Origin of the sequence: Sphingobium sp. WCS2017Hpa-17, assembly GCF_031843765.1 — a bacterium.
Classification (GTDB): Bacteria; Pseudomonadota; Alphaproteobacteria; order Sphingomonadales; family Sphingomonadaceae; genus Sphingobium.
Genome location: NZ_JAVTIV010000015.1, coordinates 1 through 14,265 on the forward strand (window position 1 = coordinate 1; position 14,265 = coordinate 14,265).

10 protein-coding genes, 1 tRNA gene and 1 pseudogene are annotated in these 14,265 nt (G+C 62.4%); 6 read left to right on the plus strand and 6 right to left on the minus strand.

The features are described from left to right. Positions 1 to 656: 656 nt before the first annotated feature. Both RQH62_RS17725 and RQH62_RS17730 read left to right on the plus strand, forming a co-directional pair. Positions 657 to 1,304, plus strand: coding sequence for a site-specific integrase (locus RQH62_RS17725; protein ID WP_311270055.1), 648 nt, complete (start codon positions 657 to 659; stop codon positions 1,302 to 1,304). A gap of 299 nt (positions 1,305 to 1,603) precedes the next feature. Beyond that, positions 1,604 to 1,735, plus strand: a pseudogene (locus tag RQH62_RS17730) (S-adenosylmethionine:tRNA ribosyltransferase-isomerase); the annotation flags it as partial. Here RQH62_RS17730 and RQH62_RS17735 read toward each other — a convergent pair. Further along, complete coding sequence (locus RQH62_RS17735) at positions 1,732 to 1,917, minus strand: hypothetical protein (protein ID WP_311270056.1); 186 nt, start codon at positions 1,915 to 1,917, stop codon at positions 1,732 to 1,734. The pseudogene RQH62_RS17730 and the gene RQH62_RS17735 overlap by 4 nt on opposite strands. Positions 1,918 to 2,058: 141 nt before the next feature. Between RQH62_RS17735 and RQH62_RS17740 the strand changes: the two genes are divergently transcribed. Then, positions 2,059 to 2,313 carry a hypothetical protein gene (locus RQH62_RS17740; protein WP_311270057.1) on the plus strand — a complete coding sequence of 85 codons (255 nt, stop codon included), beginning with the start codon at positions 2,059 to 2,061 and terminating at the stop codon, positions 2,311 to 2,313. A 10-nt stretch (positions 2,314 to 2,323) separates the two neighbouring features. Here RQH62_RS17740 and RQH62_RS17745 read toward each other — a convergent pair whose 3' ends face one another. The 3 genes from RQH62_RS17745 to RQH62_RS17755 form a co-directional block, all read right to left on the minus strand. After that, the gene (locus RQH62_RS17745; RefSeq protein ID WP_311270058.1) at positions 2,324 to 7,297 is read right to left on the minus strand and encodes a calcium-binding protein; all 4,974 of its coding nucleotides are present in this window, start codon (positions 7,295 to 7,297) and stop codon (positions 2,324 to 2,326) included. Between the two features lie 103 nt (positions 7,298 to 7,400). Further along, the gene (locus RQH62_RS17750; protein WP_311270059.1) at positions 7,401 to 7,736 is read right to left on the minus strand and encodes a DMT family protein; all 336 of its coding nucleotides are present in this window, start codon (positions 7,734 to 7,736) and stop codon (positions 7,401 to 7,403) included. 121 nt (positions 7,737 to 7,857) lie between these two features. Then, complete coding sequence (locus tag RQH62_RS17755) at positions 7,858 to 8,787, minus strand: DUF2171 domain-containing protein (protein WP_311270060.1); 930 nt, start codon at positions 8,785 to 8,787, stop codon at positions 7,858 to 7,860. 234 nt (positions 8,788 to 9,021) lie between these two features. Here RQH62_RS17755 and RQH62_RS17760 point away from each other — a divergent pair. The 3 genes from RQH62_RS17760 (at position 9,022) to RQH62_RS17770 (ending at position 10,675) form a co-directional block, all read left to right on the plus strand. Beyond that, positions 9,022 to 9,097 (plus strand) — tRNA-Ala (locus RQH62_RS17760). A gap of 66 nt (positions 9,098 to 9,163) precedes the next feature. After that, entirely contained in the window at positions 9,164 to 9,946 is a 783-nt protein-coding gene (locus tag RQH62_RS17765; RefSeq protein WP_311270061.1) for an NUDIX domain-containing protein, read from the plus strand. A 3-nt stretch (positions 9,947 to 9,949) separates the two neighbouring features. Next, positions 9,950 to 10,675: an extensin family protein gene (locus RQH62_RS17770; RefSeq protein WP_311270062.1), complete on the plus strand. Its 726-nt coding sequence runs from the start codon at positions 9,950 to 9,952 to the stop codon at positions 10,673 to 10,675. Positions 10,676 to 10,722: 47 nt separating this feature from the next. On the opposite strand, the gene trpE is transcribed toward RQH62_RS17770, so the two are convergent. Together trpE and RQH62_RS17780 are read right to left on the minus strand one after the other, a co-directional pair. After that, entirely contained in the window at positions 10,723 to 12,246 is a 1,524-nt protein-coding gene (gene trpE / locus RQH62_RS17775; RefSeq protein ID WP_311270063.1) for an anthranilate synthase component I, read from the minus strand. 1 nt (position 12,247) lies between these two features. Beyond that, the gene (locus tag RQH62_RS17780; protein ID WP_311270064.1) at positions 12,248 to 14,197 is read right to left on the minus strand and encodes a peptidyl-prolyl cis-trans isomerase; all 1,950 of its coding nucleotides are present in this window, start codon (positions 14,195 to 14,197) and stop codon (positions 12,248 to 12,250) included. Between the last annotated feature and the right edge of the window lie 68 nt (positions 14,198 to 14,265).

A 14,265-nucleotide genomic window follows, 5' to 3' on the forward strand; every position in this document is an offset into this window, starting at 1 on the left:
CCGCGATGCCGATGCTGCATTCCGCGATGTGCTCGCTCAAGAAGGCGTCGAGGCCTTCCTCGGCAAGTAAGATGCCAAATCCCCCAGCAAACCGTCAGTAGCCGCGGTCCTCACCGGATGCGTACGCCGCAACTACTCCCAGCCGCTCTCCTGACATCCCCGAGCGAGGTCATTGATCGCCTGCCAAAAATGTCTCTGCTTTGGCCAAATTTCTGTGAAGCGGTGCGTAAATGATTCCGAATTCTGCTGACTTGTGACTCGAACACTCGCCGAAAACCGCTAAAAAAGTCCGGGGGTAAGTGCGGGGGTATCGGTCAACTTGACTTTTAAGAAATGCTAAAAATCAGCTAAATCAAAGCACTATTCGAGTATCGTAAGCGCACCATCCCTCCACAAGGGAACTTACGGAAATCAAAGGGAAAATGCCTCCCGGCTCAGGCCGAGGGGATTGCCTTGATTACGGGCCTTTGGGGGGCGAAACCGGGGCGACCCGGTGGGGTGGGAGTGGTCAGCTTCAAAAAGCGAGCTGAACCAGCGGGAAGCGTCCGGACAGCAGAAGGCTTCGCTGGTCGATGGCCTAATCCTCTAGGGCTTCATGGGGGTACGCGCAGGCGACGGTCAATCGTTGGCAGGTGATCCTTGGCCATATGTACCGGATGGCGAAGAAATGGGGGCTACCCGGTTCAGACCGCAACCCGCTGGAGGGCGTGCCGCAGAAAGCTTGCAATAACGAGGTGGAGCGATTCTTGACCGTCGAAGAAACGCGGCGGCTCCAGGATGCGGTCGAGGCCAGTCCGAACACGCAGTTGAAATACATTGTCGCGCTGCTGCTTCTGACCGGATGCCGGAAGCGTGAACTGCTTGATGCGAAGTGGGATGAATTTCATCTGGACCGTAAGACGTGGCGCATCCCCATGCAGCGCGCGAAAACTCAAAAGACGCGGCATGTCCCGCTTTCCGACGCGGCGATGCAAGTGCTGGCGCAGGTGCCTCGCTTTGAGGGCTGTCCTTATGTCATCCCGAACCCGGCAACGATGGAGCCTTACCATTCGGTGTTTCACGCATGGGATAAGGCGCGCAAGGCGGCTGGCCTGCCCGACGTTCGGATGCACGACTTACGACATTCGGCCGCGAGTAATTTGGTTAATAGTGGCCAGTCGCTTTACGTTGTCGGTTCGATCCTTGGTCATGCTCAGACCAAGACGACCGCCAGATACGCCCATCTGGCAAATGAAACCCTGCTCGCTGCGGCCAACGCGGCGGCGGGGCACATGGGCACCGACTGGACCAGAAAAACGGGCTGATGGGCAAGATCGCACGGCCGCTCCGTTCGACGCACCACAGCGAAGGAAGGGGCGGCTGGACGATGCCGAGATGACGCGGGCGAGGGGAAGGGGCAGTGAAACCGGACGACACCTCGCGATGGGTGTTTGGTGGGGCAAACGCGCCGCCCCCTCTGTCAGCGAAATGGCCGGGCCTTTGCCGGAGTTGCACGCCGAACCGTCGGTGCTGATGGGACTTTGGTGGGGCGATCAGAAAACACGCCGGAAAAATCAGAAACTTGTGTTACGTTTCTTCGACTTTTGCGCGAGCATGGCTATTTCTGTTCATGCTGGTATCGGCGCTGATGGGGACCGAGCGGATGCAGGCTGTCTATGGCCATGCGATCGAAACGGGCTATCGTTTCTACAGCTATGGCGACAGCAGCCTGCTCCTGCCCGACCGGTCGGTTTAATTGCGGGCGCGGCTGCGCGCGAGGCTGAAGACGCCATAGCCGACAGCCGCGAGCGTGCCGATTTTGGCGATGGTCTTGATCGTGCCGGATGCCACATAGCCCAGGATCGCGCCCTTGACGCCGCTGTCGCCGTCCCGGCGATCGATCGCTGCGCCGATGGCCGTACCTACCAGATTCTTCATATGGGATCTCCGCTGTTGCGAAGAGGCAGCGTTTCGGGACGAGGAAAGTTCCACCGGCTGCGCGAACGGGTCATTCGGTTCGCGGGTGAAACCTTTTGCGCTTCATGCGTTGTTTTTTACAGTCATATAAGGAGAAGGCCCATGCAGACCGCATCCCGCACGGCGCAGCCGCCCTTCACGCCGGGCTTCAGCCCGCTTTATCATGCCGGCGCCGCCAACCATTGTCCGTCCTGCACCCGCCAGCAATGGATCGTCGGGCGGATGGTCGCCGAATGTGCCTTTTGCGGCACGGCATTGCCGCTGGAGCAGTTCAGCACCTACAGCGCCAGCCCGCGCTTCGCCTGCCAGGGGCCGAATGACGATCTGTTGCCGGAAAGTCTGCGGCCCGTGGCTTAGCTGTCCCACGCTAACTCAGGATAAAGTCGTTGATCGTGAGAGACGAGGGGGCGATCGTAGCGCCCAGATCCGCGATGTCGGTGATGCCGCTGTCGATCGTGCCGCTGGCATCACCCGTGTAGAAGATATGGGTATGGCCGTCGCTGGTCCGGGCGGCGACGAACAGGCCTTCACCAGCGTCGGCGCCGGTGGTCAGAGCCGTCAATTGCGCGCGCAGGTCCGCTGTATCGCTGACGGTACCGCCGAACAGCAGCAGGTCGGCATCGTCGATATTCACCGGGGTCGATCCGCTCTGCGCCACCAGCCGGTCGAACGCGGCGCCGTTGATATCGAACCCGTCGAGCGCGAATTGCAATTTGTCCTGCCCCTGCGTGAAGTCGGTGATGGTATCGCCACCTTCGCTGGCGGTGGCCCAGGCGAAGATGTCGTTGCCGCCGCCGCCGGTTAGCCTGTCGGCGCCCAGGCCGCCGGTCAGGCTATCTGCGCCAGCACCGCCGATCAGTATATCCGTGCCATCGCCGCTTTCGATTTTGACGGCATAGGGTGCGCTGAGGCTGCCGGCGTCTATATGGTCGTTGCCGTCGGCCTTGGCGACGATGTGCAGAATGCCGCCATGGGCGGTGGATACCAGTGCGTCGTTCAGTACCAGCTTGAAATCCGGTTCATAGCTAGGGTCTCCATCATCGCCGGGTATCACGACAGGGGCCAGTTCGATCAATTCTATGCCGGACACGCCAGCAAAGACATTGGCGCCATATGTCCCGCCATAGGACATTTCGATCCGGTCTATGGCGGCGCCGTCACCCCCAATGACGATGTCGCCGACGTCGAGTCCCCTATAGACGGTGCTTTCTTCGGGCCGGAACAGGAAACTGTCAGCGCCGGTACTGCCGATCAGCGTGTCGCGGCCACCGGCGGCGTATATGGTCACGGCGTGCGTGCCGGTGAGGGCGGAGGCATCGACGAGTTCCGCCGCGGAACTGCCGTAAATAGTGACATGGCCGTCCAACGTAGAAGCCAGGAGGCGGTCGGTCAGGACGATGCTGTTGTTGCCGCTGCCCAACCGAAATCTCTCAATTCCCGTAACATGGGACAAAGCTTCCTCGGTAATAGCGCCTGGCGTATCGAAAATCATGAGATCGGTGCCGCCATTGCCTTCCACCCTGTCCATGGAGGTCAGGCCCGAGACACGGAAATAAAATATGTCGTTGCCGGACCCACCGAGGAACGTGTCGTTTCCGGCGCCTGCCGTAATGCTCACGACACGGCCGTCCGTCAGGGCTGAGGCATCGATATAATCGTCGCCCCGGTTGGTGAGCACTCGCATCTTCTGGCTGACTTCCCGACTGATCATGTCGTTGGTCAGGATCAGTCGATTGGCGCCATAGGCCAGTTCGATCTCGTTAATGTCCGAGAGAGGGTTCCACAGCGCGGTTGATAGATCGACGACCGTAGTGAAGGTCAGCCGGTCCACGCCGCCATTGCCCTGGAGAATATCGGCGTTGTCGAAATCAGCGGCGGAGAAGCGGAAATTATCGTTCTTTTCGCCGCCGATGAAATGATCCTGGCCGCTGCCGGATTCAATAGTAAGAGCGGTGTATAGGAAATCACTCGCATCGATTACATCATCGCCGTTCTTGGAAATGACGGTAAGAGCGGTCGTAGTCCAGACACTTCCCGTTCCCTGAAGGACGATATTGTTGCTGCCTTCGGCCAGTTCGACTTCTTCTATCCCTCTTACATTCTTCCAGTCTTCCAGAGCGATCGATCCGGCCGTCGTGAAGGTGATACGGTCCTTGCCACTGCCGCCAGTGACGACATCCCCGGCGGTCAATTCGTCGATGGCGAACAAAAAGACGTTGGCGTTGCGGCCACCCAACAGGGTGTCGTCACCCGTGCCGCTGTCGAAACTGAACTTGATCTCGTAGCTGACACCACTAGCATCGATCCGGTCGTTGCCGGTCCCGCCAAACAGGCCAATATGCTGGTTCACCACCGAGTTGCCGATATAATAAGGCAGGGTGACATCATTCGTGCCGTCGGCAAGGTGAATTTCCTCAAATCCCGATACCGTCTTCAGATCGCCCGGCTCGCCGAAATATTGTCCTGCCGTATAAATGCCCGGCTGCGCCAAAATCAGCCTGTCGATAGAAGAATCATTGCCGCCGAGGACGCGGTTTTCGGGAGCCGTCGGATCGGCCAGACGCATTTGATCGGTGCGGAATATAAAAGTGTCCGCACCTGCACCCCCGTCGAAGGAATCATAACGGGCGCTGCCGATGAAGACGTCGTCCCCGGCACCACCGGTGGCAACCACGCGGTTGAACCGCGCCACCGCGGAAGCGTTGATGACGTCGTTGCCGGCGCCGCCGTTGATGGTCAGCACCCGTCCCGACAAGGAATTGACAAGGCTGTCGCTGATATCGATCGTGATGCCCAGATCGCTGAATATGATCGTTTCTATGCCGGTGACATGGGCGAACGCATCTGCGGCCAGAGCGCCGGTACCGCTCAGGATCAGCGTATCCTTGCCGCCGCCGCCCGACACGATGTCATTGGCGGTAAGGTCGGCCGTGTCGAAGCGAAAGATATCGTCGCCTGCGCCGCCGATCAGGGTGTCGTTGCCCGCTCCGGCATATGCGTCAAGCCGGTTGGTGGCAGAAAAGCCCCAGGCGTTGATGACGTCGTCGCCGTCATTGCCGATGACGGTGAGGGTGCGATTTTGTGCGCTACTGGCGAGTTGGTCGGTCAGGCTTAGCCGGTTGGCGCCATTGGCCAGTTCGATCTGTTCGATGCCGGAAACGCCAGCGAAGGACTGGCCATAGACGGTTCCGGCGCTGGTGAAGATCAGCCGGTCGAACCCGCCGCGCCCGGAGACGCTGTCATATTGGGTCAGGGCGTTGGCAGCGAAGCGGAAGATGTCGTCGCCCGCACCGCCGATCAGCGTGTCATTACCCAGGCCGGCAGCGGCATCGAGATGGCTGGTGGCGGAAAAGCCATATGCATTGACGATGTCGTCGCCATCATTGCCGATGACGGTGATGGTGCGATTGAGCGCCGTGGCGGCGAGTTGATCGGTCAGGTTGAGGCGGTTCGCGCCATTGGCCAGTTCGACCTGTTCGATGCCGGAGACATTGGCAAAGGATTGGCCGTATAGGCTGCCAGCGCTGGTGAGGATCAGCCGGTCGAACCCGCCGCGCCCGGAGACACTGTCATATTGGGTGAAAGCGTTGCCAGCGAAGCGGAAGATGTCGTCGCCCGCACCGCCGATCAGCGTATCATCGCCAAGGCCGGCAGCGGCGTCGAGATGGCTGGCGGCGGAGAAGCCCCAGGCGTTGATGACGTCGTCGCCGCCATTGCCGATGACGGTGATGGTGCGATTGAGCGCCGTGACGGCGAGTTGCTCGGTCAGGCTGAGCCGGTTGGCACCATTGGCCAGTTCAATCTGCTCGATGCCGGAGACGCCGGCGAAGGACTGACTGTAGACGTTGCCTGCGCTGGTGAGGATCAGCCGATCATGGCCGCCGCGCGCGGAGAGGGTGTCATTTTGGGTGAGGGTATTGCCAGCGAAGCGGAAGATATCGTCGCCCGCGCCGCCGATCAGCGTGTCGTTGCCGAGGCCGGCAGCGGCGTCGAGATGGCTGGCGGCTGAGAAGTCCCAGGCGTTGATGACATGGTCACCTTCGCTATTTTCGATGCCGACGATGGTGATGGTGCGATTGAGCGCGGTGCTGGCCAGCTTCTCGGTCAGGTTCAGCTGTCTGGTCCAGGGGTGTATTTCAATTTGTTCGATGCCGGAAATATTGGTCGACCACTGGCTGGACAGGCCTCCATATTGCCACAGGATCAGCCGGTCATAACCGTCGCCGCCGGAAATAGTGCTATATTGGTCGAGAGTGTTATCCCTCACGCGGAAGATGTCGTCACCCGCGCCGCCGATCAGTGTGTTCTTGCCAAAGCGGGCAATGACTTCGAGATGGCTGTCGGCGGAAAAGCCCCAAGCGTTGACGAAATAGTCGCCATAACCGCTTTCCACGACGATCGTGCGGTTGAACGCCGTGCTGGCCATCTGTTCGGTCAGGCTGATGTGGTTGCCACCATCGGCCAGTATCACCTTGTCGATGCCACTGACTCCGGCCAGATTTTGTCCGTAAATCGCGCCGGAGGCCGTGAAAACCAAAATATCGAGAGTGCCCTGACCCCTGACCGTATCGGCGCTGTTCAGTTCGGAGGGACTGAACCCGAACGAGTTTTCCCCGCTGCCGCCGATCAGCGTGTCGTCGCCGCCGCCTCCAGACATGTATAGCTTATCCCCGGCCTTGACAGCAGAGGCATCGATCAGGTCGTTGCCGTCATTGCCGACGATCGACAGGATACGCCCGTATGCCACGGTATTCGCCAAATGCGCGGCGACCGTGAAGCTGTTGTCACCGTTGGCCAGTCGAAAGAATTCGACACCGGTTACATTGGCCAGGTCCGCCGCGTTTACCTGCCCCGGTGTGGAAAAAATCAACTCGTCTCCCCATCCGTGCCCCAGCACATTGTCGCCGGCATCCAGGGCGTTTGCAGCAATGCGGAAGAGGTTACGGCCCGCGCCGCCGACAAGCGAATCATTGCCCAGGCCGGCGGTGAAGTCGACAATATCCGCCTCGTCCAAGGCATAGGCGTTGATGGTGTCGTCGCCATCATTGCCGATGACCGTCAGGGTCCGATTATAGGCCGTCTCGCCCATCTGTTCGGTCAGGCTGAGGCGGTTGGTGCCGTTGGCCAGGGTGATGATCTCGATCCCGGAAATGCCGGCCAGGCTGTCCGCATAGATGGTGCCGCTGTCCTGGAAGGTCAGCCGGTCCTGAGCCGGGCCAAATCCACCGACGACGCGATCCCGGCTATTGAGGTGGCCGACATGGAATAGAAATATGTCCGCGTCATCTCTGGTGCCGACAAAATTATCATCGACATTGGGGCTAGACGTGAAGGTTGCCATGGCGAGTCACTCTCCGATCGCTGATGATCGAACCATGACCTATTGTTTTCAAATTTTCCAGAATTGAATCCTTTTCAAGGAATGACTTGACGATTTATCCATTTTACTTGCCGACGAACAGAAATCCCACTGCGCTCATGATGCAGGCGAAGGCGGCGATGTGGCGCCAGTGGAGCGGTTCGCCCAGCACCGTTACCATGAAACCGCCGAAGATGATGAGGGCGATCGCTTCCTGCGCGACCTTGAGCTGACCCGCGCTCCAGCCGCTGGCGAAGCCGATGCGGTTGGCGGGCACGGCCAGGCAATATTCGAACAGCGCGATGCCCCAGCTGATCAGGATGACCAGCAGGATCGGTTTGTCCATGCCGCCCTTCAGATGCCAGTACCAGGCGATGGTCATGAAGATGTTGGAGATGATCAGCAGGATGATGGTCGGCATGGCGGCGGGCTCGCTCCGGGAGGGAGCGATGCTTTGGCACCGGAGGCCGCTCCGGCGCAAGCGGGCATGGAAAAGGCTCGGCGGGGATGCGCCGGGCCTTTTCCATTGTCAGTCTTGATGATCAGCGATAGCGCGTGCTGCTGTAGCTGCTACTGATGCTGGTCGTGCCTTCGCCGCTCCAGCTGCCCCGATCCCGGTCACGGTCGCCGAACAGGGCGTTCTGCTCGCGCTCGGTGCGCCAGGCATCCTGTGCCTGCTCTGCGGTCTTTTCGAGCGTCACCTTGGTTGCATCGACCGATTTGATCCAGCTCGACGGGATGGAGTGGTGGACGCCGCCGGCATCGCTGTCGCTCTTGGTCAAAATGATACGATCGCCGCGCAGCTTGTCCACGGTGCCGACATGTTCGCCGTCGCTGCCGACTACTTCATGATGTTCCTTGACCTGGCTGATCGCCTGACGCTGTTCGCCGCGACGGCTGCGCCATGTGCCGAATTCGCTGTTGAAGCGGTCGCGATTGTCGCGCTGATACTCCGCATAGTCGCGGTCGAGTTCGTCGATCCGCTGCTGGCGCCAGCTGTGATAATTGCTGTCATGATGGGCGCCATAATCCTGTTGCGGGCCGAAAGCGCGCACGCGGTGATCTTCGCTGGCATAGCCGCTGCGCTCACCGGTATAAGGGGTGTAGCCGCGATTGGGGAGATAATCGCTGCGCGCGGCGCTGGCATAGCCCAGGCGGCTCGACTGGTCGCGTGGGTCGCCATAGGGGCGGTTATAATATTCGTCATATTCGCGGCGACGCTCCGCTTCCTCATCGCCGAACCAGCTGCGAATCTCGTCGCCGGCGCGGTCGAAGAAGCCACGATCCTCATAATCATAGTCGCTGGGGGGACGGCGATAGTCGGGACCGCCGAATTGGCCGCGCGTGCCGTAGCGATAGCCCGGATCGCTGCGACCATAGTCCCGCTGGCCGCGATAGCGATCGCCTCCGCGATCCCAATTGCCCGAATAACGGTCTTCGCCACCATAGCGGCGTCCGCCTTGGTAACCCATCGTCCTTCTCCTTCTTTGGGTGACGCCTGCGGGGCGTCCACGAGGGTTCAATGAGTGGACAGGGGCATCGTTCCCGGCGTTACGCAGGGGTAATGTCCTGCCGATCGGGCGTCCTGCCGCGACGGAATTGCCAGCATTTTCGCGGACTTGATCCAGATCAGGCTTTGGGGGCATTTTTTGTGCAAAATGCTGTTGCAAGGGCCAAAACGCTATCCTATAGGCAGCGCTCCTTCGGGGGCCTTAGCTCAGCTGGGAGAGCGCGTCGTTCGCAATGACGAGGTCAGCGGTTCGATCCCGCTAGGCTCCACCAACCCTTTCCACGGGGTTGATCCGAAGGACTTTACCGTCAGCGCCGGATGCGCGTAGAGCGGTTTCCATGACAGAAAAAAATGATGCGGCCGAAGACAAGGGCCGGCCCGCTGCCACGGTCGTCATCGTGCGCGACCGGCATGAAGGTGCGCCCGAATTGCTGATGGTGGAGCGTGCGTCCAGCATGGCCTTTGCCGCCGGTGCGCTGGTCTTTCCCGGCGGCGCGGTGGATGACGCGGATCATGATCTTGCGGGCCGACTGAACCACGGGCTGGAACCGGATGAAGCGGCGGGGCGGATCGCCGCGATTCGCGAGACGATCGAGGAAGCGGGGCTGGGCATCGGTCTGACGGGTGCGGTCGATGCGGCGGTGGTGCTGCGGCTGCGCGACGGACTGCATGACGGGCGCACGCTGGGGGCCATGCTGGAGCGGCTGGGGCTGGGAATTGCGCTCGACGCGCTGACGCCCTTCGCGCGCTGGCATCCCGCGCCGTTCGAGCAGACGCGGCGGGTGTTCGACACGCGCTTCTATATCGCCTGCGCGCCCGAAGGGCAGGTGGCGAGCGTCGATACGACCGAAAATGTGCGGCTGTTCTGGAGCAGCGCGGCCGACACGCTGGCCAGGGCGGCGACGGGGGAGGCGCAACTGGTATTTCCGACGCGGCGCAATCTGGAGCGGCTGGCGCTGCATGATGGTTATGCGGCGCTGGTGGCGGATGCGGGCGCCTATCCGGTCGAGAAGGTGCGGCCGTGGCAGGAGGAGCGGGATGGAGAGGTGCATTTATGCATCCCCGATCATCTGGGGTATCCCGTGACGGCGGAACCAATGCGACGGGTCCGGCGTGCTTAGCATGTGCGACGATTGCATCTGATCCTGCGCCGCCTGCTCTGGCTGGCCGCCTTCGCTTGTCTTGCCCTGCTGGCCTATGGCGCGATGCGGCAGCGGCCGCAGGATCTGCCCTGGCCGGCGCTGGATCTGGACCAGCCGGTTGGCCTGTTTACCGGGCGCAAGCTGGCGGCGCTGACCGGCGATGCAGCCGGGTGCCGCGCGCTGCTCGACCGGGCGGGGGTGGAGTATGTCACGATGGAAGCGGGCGGGGCCGACCAGTGCCGCTATGCCGATGCGGTGCGGCTGCGGGCTGATAGCGATGCGATTGGGTTGGTGCCGGCTGCGGTGGCGCCGTCCTGCCCGGTGGTCGCTGCGCTGAAGCTGTGGGAATGGCAGGTGGTGCAGCCGGCCGCCCAGCGCATCTACGGCCAGCAGGTTCGGTCGATCCGCCATTTCGGCAGCTATAGTTGCCGGCGGATGTACGGGCGCAGTCAGGGCGATTTCAGCGAACATGCGACGGCGGACGCGATCGACGTTGCGGCGTTCGTGCTGAAGGACGGGCGGCAGGTCAGCGTGCTGAACGACTGGAAAGGGACGGGCAAGGACGCGGATTTCCTGCGCGCGGTGCGGGACGGGGCGTGCGGGCTGTTTTCGACGGTGTTGTCACCGGATTATAATGCGGCGCATCGCGATCATTTCCATCTGGATCAGGCGGAGCGCGGCGCGATGGGATGGCGGGCGTGTCGGTAACATAGATTGCACCCCTCCCTTTCAAGGGAGGGGCTAATGATTGGCAGTTACTGCCCGAAGCTGCTTTCCCGTGCCAGACTTACCGCCTCGCGCGCGGCCGCAAGCAATGCGCCGCTTTTGGCTTCACATTCGCGCTGTTCATATTCGGCGGTCGAGTCGGCGACGATGCCGGCGCCGGCCTGGACGTGCATGACGCCGTCCTTGAGCACGGCGGTGCGCAGCACGATGCAGCTGTCCATATTGCCGTCCGGCCCGAAATAGCCGACGCCGCCGGCATAGGCGCCGCGCGTTTCGGGTTCCAGTTCGGCGATGATCTCGCAGGCGCGGACCTTGGGCGCGCCGGACACGGTGCCGGCCGGGAAGCCGGCGAACAGGGCGTCGATCGCATCCTTGTCATCGCTCAGGCGGCCGACGACGTTCGACACGATGTGCATGACATGGCTGTAAAATTCGACGGTGTAGCTTTCCGTCACCGTCACCGATCCGGCGGAGGCTACTCGGCCGACATCGTTGCGGCCAAGGTCGAGCAGCATCAGATGTTCGGCCCGTTCCTTGGGATCGGCGAGCAGGCTTTCGCGATTGGCGGCGTCCTCGACCGCATTCTTGCCGCGTGGGCGGGTGCCGGCGATCGGGCGGATCGTGACTTCGCCATTGCGGGCGCGGACGAGAATCTCCGGCGACGAACCGATCAGCGCGAAGCCGGGCAAGTCGAGATAATAGAGGAAGGGCGACGGGTTGATCCGCCGCAGCGCGCGATAGAGAGCGATCGGCGGCAAAGTGAAGGGGCTGGTGAACCGCTGGGCGATCACCACCTGAAAGATATCGCCGGCGACGATATAGTCCTTCGCCTTGTCGACCATCTGCGCATAGCGGCCCGGTTCCAGCACCGGCGTCACTTCGACATCGGCGATATCGGCCGGTGCGGGGACGGCGGGTAGGGGCGCGGCGAGGCGGGCGGCGGTGGCGTCGATCCGCTCCAGCGCGGCTTCAATAGCGCGGTCAGGATCGGTGAAGCTGCCCTTCCACACCGGTGCGACCAGATAGAGGGCGTCGGCCAGCCGATCGAAGACGAGGATCACGGTCGGCCGCACGAACAGCATGTCGGGCACGCCGATCGGATTGTCGGCCGGGCGCGGCAATTTCTCCACCAGCCCGACAGTCTCATAGCCGAAATAACCGACGAGGCATGCGAGCGCGGCGGGCAGGGCCGGGTCCATATGGGCGCGACATTCGGCGACGAGGTCGCGCAGGGCGTCGAGCGCGCCCTTGTCCTGCGGCATGAAGGCGTCGCGGTCGGTGGCCCAGTGGCGGTTGATTTCCGCCTGCTGGCCATCGGCGCGGAAGACGAGATCGGGGGCGAGGCCGATCAGGCTGTGGCGGCCGCGCACGGCGCCACCCTCGACCGATTCCAGCAGATAGTCGCCCCGATCCGGCTCGAACAATTTGAGCGCGGCGGAAATCGGCGTGTCGGTGTCGGCAATCTGCCGTTTCCACACCAAGGCCGATTCGCCCCTTGCCAGCGCGGCGCGCGCTGTCGCGATGCCGTCCTTGTCCCCCCCCAATGCCGCCATCTTACTGCTCGCCGCTATTGTTGGCGGCGAGCGCGTTGCGCACCTGCGCCACGGCGTTGGGGTTGCGCGTGACCTTCAGTTCCTTTTCGACGGCGCGTTCGAACTGCTGGCCATATTCCTGACCGACTACTTCGGACAGCTGGGTGCGGACCTGATTGAGCAGGTCCGGCTGGCCCTTGGCATCGCCGCGCTCGATCTTGTTGAGCTGCACGACGAAATAGCCGCGATCCTGACCGATGGGCAGGGTCTTCACGGTGTTGGCGGCCATCGAGAAGAGGATGGCCACCTCCGCCGGGGGACGCTGCTCGCCGCGCATGATGTCGGCGCGGCGGCCGCCCAGCGTCTGCGGCGCTGGCAGCTTCACGCCAGCCTGCGCGATAGCGTCGGCCAGCTTTGCGCCCTTGGCGACCTTCGCCTGAATCTGCTCGGCCAGCGCCTTCGCCTTCTGGCTGCCTTCGTTCAGCTTATACTGAGCGACGACGAGCTGCTTGACCTCGGCCAGCGGGGGCGGAGCAGCGGCGACGATCTCGCCCGGCGCGGCCAGCGCATAGCGCTTGTCGGCGGCGATCGGGATCAGCTGCGCATCGTCATCGGCGCTCATCAAGAAGACCGGGGCGAGCAGCGGCTGGAGATCGGGACCGGCGGTGAAGGCCGAATCCTTCACCTGCTTGCCGGTGGCCAGCACCAGCGGGCTGGTTTCCAGCTTCAGGCCATTATCCTTCACCACTTCGTCGAAGGTGCCGCCATCGGCGATCGCATCCTCGATCTTGCCGGTGAAGTCGGTCAGCAGTTGCTTTTCCTTCTGCACGCGCAGCGCAGCGACGATTTCGTCGCGCACGGCGGCGATCGGGCGGGCCGGGGTTTCCTTGATGGCGGTGACGCGCACCAGCAGCCAGCCGAGCGAACCGCGGACCGGGCCGATCAGGTCGCCCTGCTTGCCGGCGAAGACGGCATCTGCAACCGACTTGCCGGCCGAGGCGGTCAGCGCCTCGCGGCTCTGGTCGGCGAAGGTCGAGGCGGCGAGGCCGGCGCCCTTGGCGGCATCGGCGAGGCTCTTGCCGGCCTTCACCTGATCGGCGATCGCCTTGGCACCCGCCTGCGTCGGCAGCACCAGCTGTTCGACGCTGCGGCTCTGCCTGGCGGCATAGGTCGCCTTGTTCTGATTATAATAAGTGCTGATGTCCGCGTCGGTCGGCTGGGCCGCCTGCGCGAAGCGTTTGGCGTCGATCACGGCATAGCGGATGCGACGCTGTTCAGGGATGGTGTAGCGGCTGGCGTTCTTCTTGTAGAAATCGGCCAGTTGGGCGTCGCTCGGCGTTTTTTCGTCGAGGAAGGCGACGGCCGGGATCGCCGCGACCGTACCCTGACGCGCTTCCAGCAGCAGCGAGGCATAGGGCAGGACCAGGCTGTCGGTCAGCTTGACGCCAAGGCCGACAGGCGCCAGCAGTTGGCGCTGGAGGATTTCGCGGCTGATATCGTCGCGCAGTGCCTTTTCGGTCAGCCGTTCGCGGGCCAGCAGGGCGCGGAAATTTTCGTTGCTGAAATTGCCGGCCGCATCCTGAAAGGCGGAGATCTGCGCGATTTGCGCATCGACCAGTCGCTTGGAGATGTGCACGCCCTGATCGTCGGCAAAGGCGCGCAGCGTCAGCGAGGCGACCAGCTGGTCATAGACCTGGGTGGCGCCGCCTTGCGCGAAGAAATCGCCGATCTGGATGCCGGGGTTGGACTTGCGCGCATTTTCGAACACGCGCTGGACGCGATCCTGCAATTCGGATTCGCTGAGCTTATAGCCGCCCGCCTTGGCCGCGGTGCCGCCGCCGGTGATGGAGCCGCCGAACTTGCCGCTCGTAATGTCCCCCATGATGAAGGCCGCAGCGATCACCCCCAGGAAGAGGATGGCGAAGATGGCGCCGAACTTGGAGCGGATGAAGCTGCGAAAGACAGAAAGCATGGGGGTTCCGGAACTGCGGCTGTGTGGCGGCCCGCTTTAAGGGCGGATGTGCGCGGCGGCAAGGCTTG